Below are 16,857 nucleotides of genomic sequence, written 5' to 3'. Positions count from 1 at the left end.
TGTATGAATCTTCAGCAACGCGTCCATCGGAGATTTCCTGATGGGCTTGTCTGGAGGATTGGAATGTTTTTGCTGCGGGGAGGGGGCAGGACACAACTTGAGCTTATTCGCGAGAGCCCGCAGGCATATCGACTGCCACGGTCGCGACGCCCAAAAGAAACGCCCCGCGGCAGGGCGCGGGGCGTTAAAGCGGGTATGTCTTGCGGTCAGTCGTGGATGTTGTTGTGCACGGTTTCCTTGACGAACAGCAGGCCGATCACGAAGGTGATCATGGCGATCACGATCGGGTACCACAGGCCGTAGTAGATGTCGCCCTTGAAGGCCACTAGCGCGAAGGAGGTGGTCGGCAGCAGGCCGCCAAACCAGCCGTTACCGATGTGGTAGGGCATGGACATGGAGGTGTAGCGGATGCGGGTCGGGAACATTTCCACCAGGGCGGCGGCGATCGGGCCGTAGACCATGGTCACGTACAGCACCAGGATGAACAGCAGCAGCAGGACCATGGGCTTGTTGATCTGCTCCGGATCAGCCTTGCTCGGATAGCCGGCAGCCTTGATGTCGTCAGCCAGTTCCTTGGACAGTTGCTTGTCCTTGGCGGCCGCATCTTCCTTGGACAGGCCGTTGGCCTCATAGGAGGTGATGACGCGATCGCCGATCTTGACGGTGGCCACCGAGCCCGGTGCGCCTGCCACGTTCTGGTAGTTCACCGAAGCGGCCGACAGCTTGGCCTTCACGATGTCGCAGGACGAGGTGAACTTCTTGGTACCGGTCGGGTTGAACTGGAACTGGCAGCTGGCCGGGTCGGCGGTCACGATCACCGGCGACTTTTGCAGAGCCGATTCCAGCGCCGGGTTGGCGAAGTGGGTCAGGCCGTTGAAGATCGGGAAGTAGGTGACGGCGGCGATCAGGCAACCACCCAGGATGATGGGCTTGCGGCCGATCTTGTCCGACAGCGAACCGAAGAACAGGAAGAAGGGCGTCGCCAGCAGCAGGGCGGCAGCGATCAGGATGTTGGCGGTGGGACCATCGACCTTCAGGGTCTGGGTCAGGAAGAACAGGGCATAGAACTGACCCGTGTACCACACCACGGCCTGGCCGGCGGTCAGGCCCACCAGCGCCAGGATGACCAGCTTCAGGTTCTTCCACTGGCCGAAGGCTTCGGTCAGCGGAGCCTTGGAGGTCTTGCCTTCAGCCTTCATCTTCAGGAAGGCGGGCGACTCGTTCATGGACATGCGGATCCACACCGAGATAGCCAGCAGCAGGATGGAGACCAGGAAGGGAATGCGCCAGCCCCAGTCGGCGAAGGCGGCTTCACCCACCGCAGTACGCACGCCCAGGATCACCAGCAGCGACAGGAACAGGCCCATCGTGGCGGTGGTCTGGATCCAGGCGGTGAAGGCGCCGCGACGACCTTCCGGCGCGTGTTCGGCCACGTAGGTAGCCGCACCGCCATACTCGCCGCCCAGTGCCAGGCCCTGCAGGATGCGCAGGATGATCAGGATGATCGGGGCGGTGATGCCGATGGAGTTGTAGTTGGGCAGCACGCCGACGATGAAGGTCGATGCGCCCATGATCAGGATGGTCACCAGGAAGGTGTACTTGCGACCTACCAGGTCACCCAGGCGGCCGAACACCAGCGCGCCGAAGGGGCGCACGATGAAGCCGGCGGCAAAGGCCAGCAGCGCAAAGATGAAGGCAGTGTTGGGATCGGTGCCGGCGAAGAACTGCTTGGCGATGATGGCCGCGAGCGAGCCGTAGAGGTAGAAGTCATACCATTCGAAAACGGTGCCTAGCGACGAGGCGAAGATGACTTTCTTCTCCTCCGGTGTGATGCCGCGCGCAGTCGTGTTGACTGATGCTGTGGTCATGTTTGTCTCCTTGGTTTTAATTGATATTGCTACTGCATGGATGCCTGCGGTACCCGGGGTACGGACCCTGCGATGCAACAGGTGCAACAGATGCAACAGATGGTCGAATGGGGCGTTATGCAAGAACGCACCGGAGACAGCATGAAGATTCCTCCCTCGCCTTCCCCGTCAGACACAAACCGCGATATTGGCTTCGCATTGCTTGCGTAAGGACCCACTTGTCCATGCCGGGAGTGTGCGACGTCAAACTTACGCAAGACTTGCTTCAAACTTACACAAGCTTACAGCGCAGGACGGCGATTTCAGGTTGCGCTGCAGCAGGCAAAGTGGCCTCTGGCAAGGCTTTGCAGGGTGGGGAGTGGCTATTGCGATGCAGCGAGGATGTCAGGGGGCTCGCATCTGTCCAGACAAGGAGTGAAGTTTTTTCTGTCAGGAACAGGCAGAAAAACCTGAAGCGGACGTCAGGGCAGGTGTAGCGGGAAGGGAAAGCGGAAGAGAACGTGGGGAATAAAATGCGGGCCGGCAGAGAACCTGCGCCACGTCGTTTGCCCGGCATGTCCGGCGCGGCAGCGCGGACGCCGCGCCGGAGAGGGATGCCGAGGGTGAAACGATCAGGCCAGCGCCGTCGCCGGTGCCGGCTGGGCAGTGGGCGTAGGCAGGCTGTCACCTTCCAGCAAAGCCTTGACCACGCGCTCGCCCAGGCCCAGGCCCACGCTCATGCCGATGCCGGTGTGCATCAGTACCACCGAGGTGTGGGCATCGATGGGCAGGGCCGAGAACGGTCCCGGGCCCTTGCTGCCGTAGACGCCTTGCCAGCGCTCGATCACCTTGACCCGGGTGGCCAGGGTATGTTCCACCAGGCCCAGCATCAGTTCATCGACCTCTTCGCTGTTGAAGGGCGGCGAATCGCTGCCGTAGTGGTGCGAATCGCCCACGATCAGTTCCTGGTACGGCGTGGGGCTGACCAGCAGGTGGATGCCGTGCTTGTTGAGCAGGGGCGCATTGGCCTCGATCTCGGCATGCACGGCGCGCGCGGTCGGCAGGTCCGAGAAGGCGCCATAGTGGGTGCAGGACAGCCCGGTCAGCACCGCATGGGTCAGTGGCAGCGGCTCTTCGGTCTTCAGGCGCAGCATCTGCAGGCGGCACTGTTTCAGGTTCATCGGCTGCAGGCGATCGGCGAACAGGGTCAGGTAGTCGTGACCCGAGCAGACCACCACGCGCTCGGCACGGAACTCGCCGGCCGTGGTAGACAGGCGGCCATCGGCCGTGCCATGCACCAGGGTATTGAAGCGGAAATGCACGCCCTGCGAGTGCAGGTAGGCCACCAGCGCCGGCATCGCCTCGCGGGAATACAGTTGCAGGTCTTCGGTGCCATGCAGGGCCGAACGGTGATGGCGGAAGCGGCCGTTGTAGAGGGCATTGAGCTTGTCTCCCTCCAGCAGCGAGGCGCGGTAGTCGTACTGGCGGGCGCGCACCATCATGAATTCCTGCAGCACATCGTGCTCGGCCTCGCTGCGGGCAAACAGCAGGGTGCCGGCTTCGCGGGCGCTGAAGTGGGCGCGCGCGGCCAGGTGCAGCCAGATGGCGCGGCTTTCACGTGCCAGGTCGAGCATGATGCCGGGCGGCTGGCCGGTCACCAGGCCCATGCCGAAGTTGCGCACGGAAGCGCCCAGCGGGGTGCCGGTACGTTCGAACACGGCCACCTTGAGACCGCGCTTGACGGCCGCATAGGCATGCGCCAGGCCGAGGATGCCGGACCCGACCACGGCCAGGTCGAAGTGTTGCGGATCGTGTTCTGAGGGGGATTGCGTCATGGGAATGCTCCATCGGATACGGTTGCGAGATGTGGTGCTGCCTGTTGTGGACGGACGCTCTGTCGGCGTCCTGTGATCCTCTCCGCGCGCCGTCGCAGGCTGGGCTGCGACGGCGTGCTTATTACGGCGTGCTTATTGCTTCTTCTCGGACTTACTTTCGTAGCGCTTGCTCCACTCGGTCAGGATGCGATCACGGTTGGTGCTGGCCCAGGTGAAGTCGTTTTTGATCAGGCGCTTTTCGTAGTCGGCCGGCAGCAGTTCGTCCGGCTTGGCCACGCCCGGGATGGCGACCACGGCGAAGTTCTTTTCGTACAGCGCCATGGCGTCCTTGCTGGCGGAGAAATCGGCCAGCTTCTTGGCTGCTTCCAGGTGCTTGCTGCCCTTGACGATGGCGGTGGCTTCGATGTCCCAGCCCAGGCCTTCGGCCGGCAGGATCACGTCGATGGGCGCGCCTTCCTTCTTGGTCTTCACGGCGCGGTACTCAAAGGCGATACCGATCGGGAATTCACCGGTGGCCGCCTGCTTGCAGGGCTTGGAGCCGGAGTGGGTGTACTGGCCGATGTTCTTGTGCAGGGCGTCCATGTAGGCCCAGCCCTTGTCTTCGCCCATCATCTGCAGCCAGGCCGAGACGTCCAGGTAACCGGTACCGGAAGAGGCCGGATTGGGCATGACGATCTTGCCGGCATAGACCGGCTTGGTCAGGTCGGCCCAGGAAGTCGGCTTGGGCAGACCTTGCTTCTGCGCTTCCACGGTGTTGAAGCAGATGGCCGAGGCCCACACGTCCATGCCGACCCAGGCCGGCGGATTGGCGGCGCTGCGGTACTTGCCGTCGATGGCCGACAGGCCTTGCGGTGCGTACGGGGTCAGCATGCCTTCCTTGTCCAGCAGGGCCAGGCTGGTGGCGGCCAGGCCCCAGATCACGTCGGCCTGCGGGTTGGCCTTTTCGGCCAGCAGCTTGGCGGTGACGATGCCGGTGGAGTCGCGTACCCACTTGATTTCGATGTCCGGATTGGCCTTCTGGAAGGCGGCCTGGTAGGCCTTGATCTGGTCGGCTTCGAGGGCGGTGTAGACGGTCAGCGTGGTGGCCGCTTGCACGGCTGGTGCCGCCAACAGCATGCCGGCGCCGATCACCGATGCGAGCAGGGAAAACAGCTTGGTTTTTTTCATGATGGCCTTCGTCTGTGAATGGCTAGGTTGAAAAAGCGTCGGAAACGCGAGGGTAAAAAAGTGCGAGGGTAAAAGCGGACAAGGGGAGAAACCCGGTCAGTGGGCGCGTCCACGACGCCAGGCCTGGGCACGCGCCAGCCAGCGGCTGCCGGCCAGGTGCATCAGCAGCGCGGCGGCGGCCGAGGTCAGCAGGATCAGGGTGGACATGGCGGCGGCCGGGCCGACATCGCCGGCATCATCCATGTTCAGCACCGCCACCGAGGCCAGTACGGTGTCCGGGCGGTACAGGAAGATCACTGCGGACACCGTCGTCATCGAGGAGACGAACAGGTAGCGGAAGATCTCCAGCATCTGCGGCAGGCACAGCGGCACGGTGACCCGGATAAAGGTCTTCAGCAGCGGCACCTTCAGCGACAGCGAGGCCGCCTCGAATTCCGGATCGAGCTGCTTGAGGGCGGTGACGGCGGTGAGGTGGGCCGTGGTGTAGAAGTGCACGATGGAGCAGAGCACCAGCAAGCTCATCGTCCCGTAGAGGAAGTTGAAGGGATTGGCCGGATGGTTGAAGAACAGCAGGCTGCCCAGGCCCAGCACCAGTCCCGGTACCGCCATCGGCAGGAAGCACAGCATGCGCAGCAGCGCGGACAGCGGCGCCTGGCCACGGGTCTTTTCCATCAGCCAGGCGCCGCTGAAGATCACCACGGTGCCGACCACGCTGGTGCCGCAGGCCAGTTTCAGGCTGTTGAAATAGGCCAGCCAGCCACCACCGTCCATGTTGTCGAAGTCGTAGTGCTGCAGCGTCAGTTGCAGGTTGTAGGGCCACAGCTTGACCAGCGAGGCGCCCATGGCCACCACGATCATCATCAGGATGGCGGCGGCGATCAAGACTACTGCCAGCAGGTTCAGGCCATCACGCCGCCAGTCGGGGCGGGGCACATAGACTTCCGAGCGGCTGCTCATGTTGGCGCGCTGGCGGCGCTGCAGCCAGCCGTCCAGGGCGAAGGTCAGCAGGGCCGGCACCAGCAGCAGCAAGCCGATCAGCGCACCGCGCCCGAACTGCTGCTGGCCGACCACCGCCTTGTAGGCTTCCACCGCCAGCACGCTGTAGGCGCCGCCGGTGATCTTGGGCACGCCGAAGTCGGTGATGGTGAGCGTGAAGACCAGACACAGCGCGCCGAAGATGCCATAGCGCGTGGCCGGCAGGGTGACCGTGCGGAAGATGCGCCAGCGCGAGGCGCCCATGGCATGGGCGGCGTCGTAGAGGCGTCCGTCGGCCTGCGACAGGGCCGACAGGAGAATCATCATGGCATGCGGGAAGGTGTAGAACACTTCACCCAGCAGGATGCCCCAGAAGCCATAGATGCTGCCGTCCATCCATTCCTTGAACAGGCCCTGGTTGCCAAACAGGTAGATCAGCGCGATGCCCGGCAGCAGCGACGGTGCCAGCAGCGGCAACAGGCCGATCCCGCGCCACAGGCCCTTGAAGGGGATGCCCGTACGCTGCAGGGCATAGGCGAAGACATAGGCCAGCGGCACCGTGACCACGGCGGTCATGGCCGAGACCCAGAGGCTGCGCCCCAGCATGGGCAGGAAATTGATGTTGGCGAAGAGTGCCATCAGCGGCGCCGCACCGGCCCAACTGCCATCGGGCTGCAGCACCGCCTGCGCCAGGATGAACAACAACGGTCCACCCAGGCCGACCAGCAGCAGCACCAGCAACAGCCACTTGAAGCCGGCCAGCAGGCCCTGGCTGCGATCGACCGTGCTCATGCGCAGGGCCGGGGCAGGCTGCACGGATGGTTCGATCGCCATGGCGGACGAAGAAAGGGAGGAGGGCAGGCTCATCGCAGATTCAGGCAAACACCTGCAGGGCCTGGCGCGGCAGGGCCACCCACAGGCCGTCGTTGGCGGGCAGGGCGGCCAGGCGTTCATGGGCCTGGTCGCTGACATCGGCCAGCAGGGTCTGGCCGGGCAGCGCGTCGGCCGCCAGTGCCAGGCGGTAGCGGTTACCCAGGTAGATGCGGTCGGTCACCCGCGCCTGGAAACGGTTGGCGGTGGCGTCGGTGGCGAACAGTTCGACCGATTCCGGACGGCAGAACAGGCGGCCGCTGGGCAGTTCGGCTTCCTCGGCCTGGATTTCCAGGCGCAGCGCTCCCACCGCGACCTGCGAGCCGGAGATGCGGGTAAAGGGCAACCAGTTGGCATGGCCGATGAAGTCGGCCACGAAGGGCGTGGCCGGGCGCCGGTAGATCTCGGCCGGCGTGCCGAACTGTTCGATGCGACCGTGCTGCATCACGGCGATGCGGTCGGCCATGACCATGGCTTCTTCCTGATCGTGGGTGACCATCAGGGTGGTGATGCCGAACTGCTTTTGCAGGCGGCGGATTTCCAGTTGCAGGTGTTCGCGTACCTGGGCATCCAGGGCCGACAGCGGTTCGTCCAGCAGCAGCAGGGACGGTGACGGCGCCAGTGCGCGGGCCAGTGCCACGCGCTGTTGCTGCCCGCCGGAGAGCTGGCCGGGATACTTGGCCTGGCTGCCGCCCAGGCCGACCATGTCCAGCATGGCCGCGACCCGATCCCGGCGTGCATCACGCTTCATGCCGGTGAGGCCGTAGGCGACGTTATCGGCCACGGTCAGGTTGGGAAACAGGGCATAGGACTGGAACAGGATGCCGTAATCGCGCGCCTGGGGCGGCAAGTGGGAGATATCGCGCCCGCCGGCGTGGAGCTGGCCGGCGTCCTGGCGTTCCAGCCCGGCGATGGTGCGCAGCAGGGTGGTCTTGCCGCATCCGGACGGCCCCAGCAGGCAGACCATCTCGCCGCGACGCACTTCCAGCGATACCCGATCCAGCGCGGTGAAGGCGCCAAAGCGCTTTTCGATGCCCTGCACGGTCAGGAAACCGGTCTCGCTGTGTTCCTGCGGGTCCTGGCAGGGCGGCAGCGCAAGCGCGGCGGAAGAAGGATTGTGCATCATCTCGGAAGTGGTCTCGCTAGCTCGCGTTGTTGCCCAAACGCAGCGCCCGTGCGGAGTTGCGGGGCGCAGCCTGGGGTGGAAGGCATGCGGATGGTACGGTGAAAATATGACTGCTGGATGACACCCCCTGCTGCAATAGCGGAGCAGAATCCTTGCTATAGATTGAAGCTATGGATGCCCGCCCGGACTCCCGGCGGCAGGGAATCGGCACGGCGATTTGCGGTCCAATCCTTCATTGACGAGCGGCATTGAGTGAATCAAGATCGTTCATCTGAGAGGAGACCAGAATGAATACACGCACCAGGCCGGCGCGGCTGCCGACCTCGCCGCGCCAGTTGGTCAGGCGATTGGCCATCTCGGGCGTGGGCGTGGCGGCCATGCTGGCCGCCTGCTCGGCCCCGGAAAGTACCCAGGAAACCCGTGACGAGCTGGCGCGCACCCTGATCGAGCAAAAGAAGACCACCGAAGACGGTACCTCTACCGCGACCACCGTGGATGGCTACAAGGTCGACCTGGCCAAGCGCATTTCCCAGGTCAACTTCACCAGTGTCTATGTGGAAAGGCCGCAGGCGCTGCTGCGCTCGGTGATCGTGATCAAGTACATCGTCGATGGGGATGGCAATCTGGTCAAAAGTGAAATCCTGCGCAGCAATCGCGACAAGCACGCCGAATCTAGCGCCCTGGGCAGCCTGAAGACGGCCGCACCCTTTCCCAAACCGCCACCGGCGCTGTTGAAGCAGGGCCGCATCGAACTCTCGGAGAGTTGGCTGTTCAATAATGACGGCCGTTTCCAGCTGCGCAGCGTGGCACTGGCCCAGATGGACCGCTAGGGTGCGGCGGGGGCGCAAAGATGCCTCAGGGCATTGGCATGTGTATAATGTCGCGCGAGCACGACGGTGTGCGTTGTGCGTCCCGGGCCCAAGGGCCTGCGCCGGATCAGGGCGAACGCGAGTTCGCCCTTTTTATTATCCGCGGACGCCCGGCGGCAGTCCTCGCTGACCTTCATTGACCAGATCGTTTATTGATTGGCTATTCATGTTTGATTTCATTCGTACTCACCAGCGCCTGATGCAGTTCCTGCTGCTGCTGTTCATCTTCCCGTCGTTCGCCTTCTTCGGCCTGGAGGGCTACAGCCGCCTGACCGATGACAGCGGCGTGGCCAAGGTGGCCGGCCAGACCATCACCAAGGAAGAATGGGACGCCGCGCACCGCCAGCAACTGGAGCGCATGCGCCAGGTGTACGGCAACCAGTTCGATAGCAAGATCTTCGATAGCCCGCAGGCGCGTCGCGCCATCCTGGACAACCTGATCGCCCAGCGCGCCCTGGGCGCCGAAGTGGTGGCCAACAAGCTGGTGGTGCCGGACCAGGTGCTGCAGCAGAGCATCCTGCAGATCCCCGGCCTGACCAAGCCGGACGGCAGCTTCGACAATGAACAGTATCGCGTGCTGCTGGCCGCCCAGGGCATGACGCCCAAGTCCTACGAAGCCGGCCTGCGCCGTGAAATGGCCGTGCAGCAGTTGAACGCCGCCATCCAGAGCACCGCCTTCGCGCCCCGGACCGTGGCCGAGAACCTGTCGAACCTGAACGATCAGGAACGCACGGTGCAGATGCTCAACTTCAAGCCGGACAGCTATGCCGCCCAGGTCAAGGTGAGCGACGACATGCTCAAGGCCTACTATGACAAGAACGGCGCCCGCTTCGAGACCCCGGAGCAGGCCGACATCGAATACGTGGTGCTGGACGCTGCCGCCGTGGCCGCGCAGGCTGCCGTCACCGACGACGACATCAAGGCTTACTACGAGCAGAACCAGAAGCAGTACGCCACCGAAGAACAGCGTCGTGCCAGCCACATCCTGATCACCGTCAAGAAGGACGCGCCGGCAGCCGAGAAGGCTGCCGCCAAGGCCAAGGCCGAAGGCCTGGTGGCGCAACTGCGCAAGAACCCGGGCGACTTCGCCAAGCTGGCCAAGGCCAACTCGCAGGACCCCGGTTCGGCTGAAAACGGTGGCGACCTGGGCTACTTTGCCAAGGGCGCCATGGTCAAACCCTTCGAAGATGCCGCCTTCAGCCTCAAGCAGGGCGAGATCAGCGATCCGGTGGAATCCGACTTCGGCTATCACGTGATCGAAGTGACCGGCATCAAGCCGGCCGCCGTCAAGCCGCTGGAATCGGTCAAGGCCGAGATCGGCGCCGAGATCAAGAAGCAGATCGCCGCCAAGAAGTATTCGGAAATGGCCGACCAGTTCAACAACCTGGTCTATGAAAACGGCGACAGCCTCAAGGCCGTCTCCGACAAGCTCAAACTGAAGATCCAGACCGCCACCGGCGTGACCCGTGCGCCCAACCCGGCCGCTGGCCCGCTGCCGTACAACAATGCCAAGTTCCTGACGGCGTTGTTTACCGACGACGTGATCAAGGCCAAGCACAATACCGAAGCCGTGCAGACTGCCCCCAATACCCTGGTGGCCGGCCGCATGACCAGCTACAAGCCGGTTGCCAAGCGTCCGTTCGAGGAGGTCAAGGCCGATGTGCAAAAGGCCGTGCTGCAGCAGGAAGAACAGGCACTGGCGGTCAAGGCCGGCCAGGAACGCCTGGCACAGCTGCAGGCCAAGGATGACGCCACCGGTTTCAGCGATGCCAAGGTGGTCTCGCGCGTGAAGTCCGACGGCTGGACCCAGGAAGCCTTCAATGCCGTCATGAAGGCCGATACCGCCAAGCTGCCAGCCTACGTCGGCGCCGAGACGCAGGGCCTGGGTTACCAGATCTACCGCGTCACCAAGGTGGAACAGCCCAAGACCGTCGACACCGCCCGCCGCAAGGCCGAGCAGGAACAGATCGTGGCCGCCTTGTCGCAACAGGAAGCCCTGGCTTACCTGGACTACCTGCGCGAGAAGGCCAAGACCAAGCTGCTCAAGGGTGCCGCTGCAGTCAGCGCGGATGACGCCGCCAAGTAAGCTGGCGTGACCCGCGACGGGGCATGCGCGCACCGGGATCGTGAATCGGCGCGCAGCTCCGCCCAGTTCAGGGGAGTTGTCGGCATGTCTGCCACAATTTACTAAAATATTTACCGAGGCCGCTTTTCCAGCGGCCTTTTTTGTTTCATCATGGACACCGGCGCAGCCTGCATGCGGGATGTACAGGCGGGGGATGCCCAAAAGATCAGGGTTCGGGGATGGACCTTTTTCTGTTTTTGTCCCTCGGGATTTCGTCGGATATTGTCAATCCTGGTCAGTCCCGGTCAGTTTTCACTCAGCGAGAAAATGCACATATTGTGCTGATGAAGTGAAAATAATGTCATCCGCATGCCATCTTGCGCCGTTTTTGGAATAAACGGCTGCCGTAAAGTTGTCGCTGCCTCCAGTCGAAGTTCGAAGGCATCGCTCGGTGTATTTCCCACAAGGAATACTTCCGATGCCATGTTTTGCCCTGAATACCGACCACGTTTTTATGCCTGCCCCAGTCCTGATCATCCAAACCGGCGATGCCAATCCTGCCCTCAAGACCAACTATGGTGGTTATGCCGACCAGATAGGTTGCGCCGCCGGTCTGTGCCACACCGAAATCGAAGTCGTGACCGTCTATGAAGGGGAGCGCCCGTCCTGCCCGCGCAGCTATCGGGCCGTCTTCATCACCGGTTCGCCGGCCATGGTGACCGACAAGGAAGACTGGAGCGAGCGCACCGCCGAATGGATCCGCGACGCCGCCGCCCTGGATACGCCGATGTTCGGCATCTGCTACGGCCACCAGCTGCTGACCCATGCCTTCGGCGGTGAAGTCGGCTACAACCCGGCCGGCCGGGCTGCTGGCACCATGCACGTGGAAACACTGGAATGCTGCCGTCAGGATGAATTGCTGGGCGTGCTGCCGGAGGCCTTCCCGGCGCACATGCTGCACATGCAGTCGGTGTTGCGGCCGCCCAAGGACGCCATCGTCATGGCCCGTTCGCCGATGGACCCGCACCACGTGATCAAGCACAAGCACAACGTCTACTCGACCCAGTTTCACCCGGAGTTTTCGCCCGAGTTCGTGCGCGCCCACCTGCGCTACTACACCGACATCTACCGTGGCTGCGGTATCGACGCCCAGGCCCTGTGCGAAAAGGTCAGTGCAACCCCGCAATCGACCGGGCTGCTGCGCCGTTTCCTGGACCTGTACGCGCGCCATTGAGGCGTAGCTGTCCGGTTCTTCTGCTGGATGAACGAAGCCCCTGGCGCCAGTGACGGCGGCAGGGGCTTCGGCTTTCAGGGCGGGGGATTTACTTCTTGCCCAGCAGCGGCTTCAGATGCGGCCAGACATTGTCCAGCAGCCTGGGCTGGGCTTGTTCGTTGGGATGGATGCGGTCAGCCTGGAATAGCGACAGGTCGGCGGCAATGCCCTCGAAGAAGAACGGCACCAGCGCCACCTTGTTGGCCTTGGCCAGGCCCTGGTACATCGCGGCGAAGCGGCGCGTGTAGTCGGGGCCGTAATTGGGCGGAATCTGCATGCCGATCAGCAGCACCTTGGCCTTTTGCTGGCGGGCCAGGTCGATCATGGCCTGCAGGTTGTCCTGGCTGGTCTTGAGCGGCAGGCCGCGCAGGGCGTCGTTGGCGCCCAGTTCGATCACCAGGATGTCCGGCTGGTGCTGCGTCATCAGCGCCGGCAGGCGATTGCGTCCGCCGATGGTGGTGTCGCCGCTGATGCTGGCGTTGACCACCCGCAGTTCCGATTTGTTCTGCTGCAGCCGTTGCTGCAACAGCCCGGTCCAGCCAGTGCCGCGTTGCAGACCATATTCGGCCGACAGGCTATCACCGAGCACGAGCAGGTTTTTTGGGGCAGAATAAGCGCTCGCCGTCGCCAGCACCAGGGCGACGCCCGCCAGCAGCCGCAGCAGCCAGCCCAGTACGCTGGCGCGCGCCGCGCCCCTCCCGGACCCCCTTGCCTGATTGCCCTGCATGCCTGCTTCCCTTCCTGAAACTGATACCGATACCGCACAATCCGCCGTCGTTGCAGCCATTGAAGTCCTTCAGTTATCCAAACATGTTGCCGATGTCGCCGCGCCCGGTGGGCGTTTGACTATTTTGAGCGACATCGATTTTACCGTGGCCGCCGGTACCACGGTGGCCATCGTCGGCGCCTCCGGCTCCGGCAAGTCCACCTTGCTGGGCCTGCTGGCTGGACTGGATACTCCCAGCGAAGGTTCCGTGCGGCTCGATGGCGAAGACATCTATGCCCTCGATGAGGACGGCCGGGCGTTGCTGCGCAAGCGCAAGCTGGGCTTCGTGTTCCAGTCCTTCCAGTTGCTTGGGCACTTGAACGCCCTGGAAAACGTCATGCTGCCGCTGGAGCTGCGCGGCGACGGCCAGGCCCGCGCCAAGGCCGAGCAGATGCTGGGCCGGGTCGGCCTGGGCAGCCGCCTGAAGCATTATCCCAAGTACCTCTCCGGGGGCGAGCAGCAGCGCGTGGCGCTGGCCCGCGCCTTCGTCACCGAACCGCCGCTGCTGTTCGCCGACGAGCCCACCGGCAGCCTGGACGCGGCCACCGGCGAATCGGTCATCCAGTTGATGTTTGAACTGAACCGCGAACGCGGCTCCACCCTGGTGCTGGTCACCCACGACAACGGCATCGCCGCGCGCTGTGAGCGCACCCTGACCATCGCGGCCGGACGCCTGCTCTGAGCCTGCTCAGACCGCTTCCATCGGATCGGCCGGCGGTAGCGGATGGGCGCGTTTGTGCTCGATATAGGCAATGCCGATCCCGCTGGCGCAGATGATGGCGATACCCAGCACCGTGATGCTGTCGGGGAATTGCCCGAACACCAGCCAGCCCATGCCCGAAGCCGAGATGATCTGGGCATAGAAGAAGGGCGTCAGCACCGAGGCTTCGGCATGCCGGTAGGCGGTGTTCTGCAGGAAGTGGCCGATGGTGCTGGTAATGCCGGTGGACACCAGAATCGCCAGTTCGATAGCTGTCGGCGTATGGGCGCTCCAGAAGAAAGGCACCATCAGCGTCGACAGCACGCTGCCCACCAGCGCCCCGTAGAACAGCGTCACCATGGGATTGTCGGCCTGGCTGGCCTTGCGGTTGAGGATGGACATGAATGCCATCGTCAGCGCCGACACCAGCCCCAGCGCCACCCCGTGCGGCGGAATGTCGCCACTGGGGCGGATCACGATCAACATGCCCGTAAAACCCACCAGCACCGCGATCCAGCGCGAGAGATAGCTGCGTTCGCCCAGTAGCCAGGGTGAGATTGCCAGCACGATCAGGGGTGCACAGAAATTCATCGCCGTCCCTTCAGCCAGCGGCACGATCTTCAGGACCGAAAAGAAGATCAGCGTCGACGCCAGCAGCAGCGCACCGCGCCCCAGTTGCAGGCCGAGCCGGTTGGACCGCAGGATGCTGCGCCCGTGCCGCCGCTGGTACAGCGGCGCCAGGGTCACGGCCATGAACAGCAGATTGATGGTGTAGCGCATCCAGGCAATCATCACCACGTGGTAGCCGGCCAGGGCCAGCAGCTTGCCTGCGGTATCCAGTAGCGACAGCGTCCACAGCCCGGCGATGAGAAACAGGATGCCCAGCTTATGGCTGGGGGCGATGCGGGGATGCGGCAGGACGGCGCTGGACATGGTCTCGGATGATCTGGTTGAACACCGCCCGGATGGCGGGAATGAATTCGCTTGCGGTCAGCCCCACCGGGCCCAGCCCGGCACCCACCAGCTGATCGGCGGCGGCGCCGTGGATCCAGGTGGCAGCCAGGGCAGCGGCGCGGGTCGGCCAGCCTTGCGCCAGCAGCGCACCACACAGGCCCGAGAGAACGTCGCCGGTACCGGCAGTGGAGAGCGCCGGGTTGCCGCTGGGGTTGATGAGGATTTCGCCATCGGGGAAGGCGATCACCGTCCCCGCGCCCTTGAGCACGGTGATGGCATTGAACTGGCGGGCCAGCAGGCGCGCTGCCTGCGGGCGGTCCTGCTGGATCTGCTGGGTGCTGCTGTCGAGCAGGCGGGCCGCTTCCAGCGGGTGGGGCGTGATGATGCTGGTGATCTCGGCACCGGCCTGGTGGCGCCGGTGCAGCTTGTGCTGCAGGGACGGTTCGGCCGAGATCAGGTTCAGGGCATCGGCATCGATGACGATGTCGGCCTCGCTGTCCAGCGCACGCGCCAGGATGTCATGCGCGTGGCGCGAGGTGCCCATGCCGGGGCCGATCACCAGCGCCGCGCTGGCGCCGAACTCGACCCGGTCGGCCAGGCGGAACATCAGTTCCGGGTGCTTGTCGTCATAGGCAGGACCTTCGTCGACGAAGGCCACATAGACCCGCCCGGCACCGCTGAAGGCCGCCGTGCGCGCAGCCAGCACCGGCGCACCGGCCATGCCGCGTGCACCACCCACCACGATGACATCGCCATAGCTGCCCTTGTGGCTGTTGTTGGCACGCGGCTTGAGCGCGGTGGCGAAGCATTGCGGGCCGTTGAGGAAGGCGCGGGCTGACGGGAAATGGCTATCGTCGATCTCCAGCGGTTCCAGCACGATATGGCCGCTATGGTCGCTGCCGTCACAGGTGTGCAGACCGGGCTTGTCGGAGATGAAGGTAATGGTATGGGTGGCCTGCACGGCCAGCCCCTCACGTCCGCCGACGATGCTGCCGGTATCGGCATTCAGGCCGCTGGGGACATCGATGGACAGCACCGGACAGCGCAGGCTGTTGATGTAGTCGATGATGGGCCGCAGCCTGGGGCCGGGCGGGCGCGCCAGGCCGATGCCGAACAGGCCGTCGATCACCAGGGCCCAGGACTGGGCGCGCAAGGCGGTGTCGCTCAGATCGTCGATGAACTGGATCTCGGCTTCGCGCACGCGGGCCAGTGCGCGCCGCGCATCCTCCGGCTGGCGGCTTTCGTCGGCATGCAATTGCACGCTGACTTCGATCCCCGCTTCTTCCAGCAGGCAGGCCGCCTCCAGCGCGTCGCCGCCGTTGTTGCCGGGGCCGGCCAGCACCAGGACAGACGGCGAGGACACCGTGGCCGAGCACAGCAATTGCTGCGCCAACTCGGCAATGGCGGCGCCGGCACGTTGCATCAGGGTGTAAGGGGGTAGGGCGGACAGGGCCTGCTGTTCGACTTGGCGGATCTCGGCAACGGAGTGGAGCGCGCTCATGATCGTGGTCGCTGGTGCATTCGTTGGACAGCTGGATGGATGAAGTGAAGCTCAGGCAGGGCGCAGCAGTGCCACGAAGGGCAGCTTGCGTCGGCCGTCAGGCAGGATGCCGGCGCAACGGTGTCGATTTTAAGTGAATTAGGGTCTTGGCGCAGAACCGTCTCAGATGAAAAAAATCGGCGCGCTCAAATGAGGTCCGGTCGTCGTGACTGATGCGCTGGCCAGGACGTCGTAAAAAACGGGCTTGATGGCTGGATCTGGGGCGGGGTGGCTCTGTGCCATGCCTTGCTGCAGAGGATGGCCTGTTGGGCTTGTTGGGCCTGATGTTGGTCGGGGTTGCAAAAGGTTGCAAAGGGTTGCATAGTGATGCGCAATAAAACCCTGATATCAAGGAGCTGATATGGCTATTGCAATGAAACTTTCGGATGAGCTGGTCGATATGGCGAAGCCTCGCGCAGCTGCTGAACACCGCTCTGTGCCAAAGCAGATTGAATACTGGGCGCGTCTGGGCAAGGCCGTCGAAGACAATCCCGATCTGCCGGTTCAGTTCATCAAAAGCACCTTGGTGGCGGTGGCGGAGGCTGATGCCGGCCAACTTTCCGAATATCGCTTTGGGGTGTGATGGTGTTGAGCATTCTCGGCACCCCCTCGTTTGATCGTGTCGTCAAGAGACTGCACGCGAGAGACAAAAAGGTGGTTGACCAGGCCGTCATGGCGATTGCCACCGATCCAGCCATCGGCGTAGAAAAAAAAGGCGATCTGGCAGGGGTATTCGTCTACAAGTTCAAGGTCAACAAGCAAGAAACCTTGCTGGCGTATCGCTTGCAGCCGAACAAGAAGAGCCCGCAGGAAGTTGTATTGCTAAGCCTCGGCTCGCATGAAAATTTCTACGACGCCATGAAGCGCTAA

General features: G+C 63.6%; 15 protein-coding genes. 6 read left to right on the top strand and 9 right to left on the bottom strand.

From position 1 onward, the window contains the following. Positions 1-206: 206 nt before the first annotated feature. The 5 genes from ACEOAC_RS14145 to ACEOAC_RS14125 all read right to left on the bottom strand — a co-directional run bounded on the left by ACEOAC_RS14145 (position 207) and on the right by ACEOAC_RS14125 (position 7,820). Positions 207-1,868: an MFS transporter gene (locus tag ACEOAC_RS14145; protein WP_006712641.1), complete on the bottom strand. Its 1,662-nt coding sequence runs from the start codon at positions 1,866-1,868 to the stop codon at positions 207-209. A gap of 611 nt (positions 1,869-2,479) precedes the next feature. Continuing rightward, a complete protein-coding gene (locus ACEOAC_RS14140; protein WP_077237155.1) occupies positions 2,480-3,682 on the bottom strand; it encodes a TIGR03364 family FAD-dependent oxidoreductase in 1,203 nt (400 codons plus the stop codon). A 132-nt stretch (positions 3,683-3,814) separates the two neighbouring features. Beyond that, on the bottom strand, positions 3,815-4,798 hold the full coding sequence (locus ACEOAC_RS14135) for a putative 2-aminoethylphosphonate ABC transporter substrate-binding protein (RefSeq protein ID WP_413445200.1): 984 nt from the start codon (positions 4,796-4,798) through the stop codon (positions 3,815-3,817). 147 nt (positions 4,799-4,945) lie between these two features. Further along, positions 4,946-6,691 (bottom strand): putative 2-aminoethylphosphonate ABC transporter permease subunit, encoded by a 1,746-nt coding sequence (locus ACEOAC_RS14130; RefSeq protein WP_413628419.1) that lies wholly within the window; start codon positions 6,689-6,691, stop codon positions 4,946-4,948. 7 nt (positions 6,692-6,698) lie between these two features. Then, entirely contained in the window at positions 6,699-7,820 is a 1,122-nt protein-coding gene (locus ACEOAC_RS14125) for a putative 2-aminoethylphosphonate ABC transporter ATP-binding protein (RefSeq protein WP_241813726.1), read from the bottom strand. A gap of 287 nt (positions 7,821-8,107) precedes the next feature. Here ACEOAC_RS14125 and ACEOAC_RS14120 point away from each other — a divergent pair, with 287 nt between their 5' ends. Beyond that, positions 8,108-8,650 (top strand): hypothetical protein, encoded by a 543-nt coding sequence (locus ACEOAC_RS14120; protein ID WP_413628418.1) that lies wholly within the window; start codon positions 8,108-8,110, stop codon positions 8,648-8,650. A 205-nt stretch (positions 8,651-8,855) separates the two neighbouring features. Then, positions 8,856-10,775, top strand: coding sequence for a SurA N-terminal domain-containing protein (locus ACEOAC_RS14115; RefSeq protein WP_413445412.1), 1,920 nt, complete (start codon positions 8,856-8,858; stop codon positions 10,773-10,775). 284 nt (positions 10,776-11,059) lie between these two features. Here the strand turns inward: ACEOAC_RS14115 and ACEOAC_RS14110 are convergent, their stop codons facing one another. Further along, positions 11,060-11,239: a hypothetical protein gene (locus ACEOAC_RS14110; protein ID WP_241813723.1), complete on the bottom strand. Its 180-nt coding sequence runs from the start codon at positions 11,237-11,239 to the stop codon at positions 11,060-11,062. Positions 11,240-11,268: 29 nt separating this feature from the next. On the opposite strand from ACEOAC_RS14110, the gene ACEOAC_RS14105 reads away from it, so the two are divergent. Continuing rightward, positions 11,269-11,988, top strand: a complete 720-nt coding sequence (locus tag ACEOAC_RS14105) for a glutamine amidotransferase (RefSeq protein WP_241813722.1) — start codon at positions 11,269-11,271, stop codon at positions 11,986-11,988. Positions 11,989-12,076: 88 nt separating this feature from the next. On the opposite strand, the gene ACEOAC_RS14100 is transcribed toward ACEOAC_RS14105, so the two are convergent. Further along, entirely contained in the window at positions 12,077-12,754 is a 678-nt protein-coding gene (locus tag ACEOAC_RS14100; RefSeq protein ID WP_413445413.1) for an arylesterase, read from the bottom strand. Between ACEOAC_RS14100 and ACEOAC_RS14095 the strand changes: the two genes are divergently transcribed. Further along, positions 12,753-13,475, top strand: coding sequence for an ABC transporter ATP-binding protein (locus tag ACEOAC_RS14095; protein WP_413628417.1), 723 nt, complete (start codon positions 12,753-12,755; stop codon positions 13,473-13,475). The genes ACEOAC_RS14100 and ACEOAC_RS14095 overlap by 2 nt on opposite strands. Positions 13,476-13,481: 6 nt before the next feature. Here ACEOAC_RS14095 and ACEOAC_RS14090 read toward each other — a convergent pair whose 3' ends face one another. Both ACEOAC_RS14090 and ACEOAC_RS14085 read right to left on the bottom strand, forming a co-directional pair. Continuing rightward, complete coding sequence (locus tag ACEOAC_RS14090) at positions 13,482-14,426, bottom strand: DMT family transporter (RefSeq protein WP_006712631.1); 945 nt, start codon at positions 14,424-14,426, stop codon at positions 13,482-13,484. After that, positions 14,380-15,948: an NAD(P)H-hydrate dehydratase gene (locus tag ACEOAC_RS14085; protein ID WP_241813719.1), complete on the bottom strand. Its 1,569-nt coding sequence runs from the start codon at positions 15,946-15,948 to the stop codon at positions 14,380-14,382. The genes ACEOAC_RS14090 and ACEOAC_RS14085 overlap by 47 nt, the downstream gene beginning before the upstream one ends. 400 nt (positions 15,949-16,348) lie before the next feature. Between ACEOAC_RS14085 and ACEOAC_RS14080 the strand changes: the two genes are divergently transcribed. Further along, on the top strand, positions 16,349-16,570 hold the full coding sequence (locus ACEOAC_RS14080) for a TA system antitoxin ParD family protein (protein ID WP_039876271.1): 222 nt from the start codon (positions 16,349-16,351) through the stop codon (positions 16,568-16,570). Next, positions 16,570-16,857: a type II toxin-antitoxin system RelE/ParE family toxin gene (locus ACEOAC_RS14075; protein WP_174616865.1), complete on the top strand. Its 288-nt coding sequence runs from the start codon at positions 16,570-16,572 to the stop codon at positions 16,855-16,857. Before ACEOAC_RS14080 ends, ACEOAC_RS14075 begins: the two co-directional genes overlap by 1 nt.

Origin of the sequence: Herbaspirillum frisingense (assembly GCF_047325095.1) — a bacterium.
In the GTDB taxonomy this organism is placed as follows: domain Bacteria; phylum Pseudomonadota; class Gammaproteobacteria; order Burkholderiales; family Burkholderiaceae_D; genus Herbaspirillum; species Herbaspirillum frisingense.
The sequence above is the reverse complement of the archived record's forward strand: the minus strand, read 5'-3'. Positions and strand labels throughout refer to the sequence as shown.

Excerpts from the sequence above, each read along its gene's own strand:
- ACEOAC_RS14145 (WP_006712641.1), bottom strand. The coding sequence starts at position 1,868 with ATGACCACAGCATCAGTCAACACGACTGCGCGCGGCATCACACCGGAG.
- ACEOAC_RS14140 (WP_077237155.1), bottom strand. The coding sequence starts at position 3,682 with ATGACGCAATCCCCCTCAGAACACGATCCGCAACACTTCGACCTGGCC.
- ACEOAC_RS14135 (WP_413445200.1), bottom strand. The coding sequence starts at position 4,798 with ATGCTGTTGGCGGCACCAGCCGTGCAAGCGGCCACCACGCTGACCGTC.
- ACEOAC_RS14130 (WP_413628419.1), bottom strand. The coding sequence starts at position 6,691 with ATGAGCCTGCCCTCCTCCCTTTCTTCGTCCGCCATGGCGATCGAACCA.
- ACEOAC_RS14125 (WP_241813726.1), bottom strand. The coding sequence starts at position 7,820 with ATGATGCACAATCCTTCTTCCGCCGCGCTTGCGCTGCCGCCCTGCCAG.
- ACEOAC_RS14120 (WP_413628418.1), top strand. The coding sequence starts at position 8,108 with ATGAATACACGCACCAGGCCGGCGCGGCTGCCGACCTCGCCGCGCCAG.
- ACEOAC_RS14115 (WP_413445412.1), top strand. The coding sequence starts at position 8,856 with ATGTTTGATTTCATTCGTACTCACCAGCGCCTGATGCAGTTCCTGCTG.
- ACEOAC_RS14110 (WP_241813723.1), bottom strand. The coding sequence starts at position 11,239 with ATGGCATCGGAAGTATTCCTTGTGGGAAATACACCGAGCGATGCCTTC.
- ACEOAC_RS14105 (WP_241813722.1), top strand. The coding sequence starts at position 11,269 with ATGCCTGCCCCAGTCCTGATCATCCAAACCGGCGATGCCAATCCTGCC.
- ACEOAC_RS14095 (WP_413628417.1), top strand. The coding sequence starts at position 12,753 with ATGCCTGCTTCCCTTCCTGAAACTGATACCGATACCGCACAATCCGCC.
- ACEOAC_RS14100 (WP_413445413.1), bottom strand. The coding sequence starts at position 12,754 with ATGCAGGGCAATCAGGCAAGGGGGTCCGGGAGGGGCGCGGCGCGCGCC.
- ACEOAC_RS14090 (WP_006712631.1), bottom strand. The coding sequence starts at position 14,426 with ATGTCCAGCGCCGTCCTGCCGCATCCCCGCATCGCCCCCAGCCATAAG.
- ACEOAC_RS14085 (WP_241813719.1), bottom strand. The coding sequence starts at position 15,948 with ATGAGCGCGCTCCACTCCGTTGCCGAGATCCGCCAAGTCGAACAGCAG.
- ACEOAC_RS14080 (WP_039876271.1), top strand. The coding sequence starts at position 16,349 with ATGGCTATTGCAATGAAACTTTCGGATGAGCTGGTCGATATGGCGAAG.
- ACEOAC_RS14075 (WP_174616865.1), top strand. The coding sequence starts at position 16,570 with ATGGTGTTGAGCATTCTCGGCACCCCCTCGTTTGATCGTGTCGTCAAG.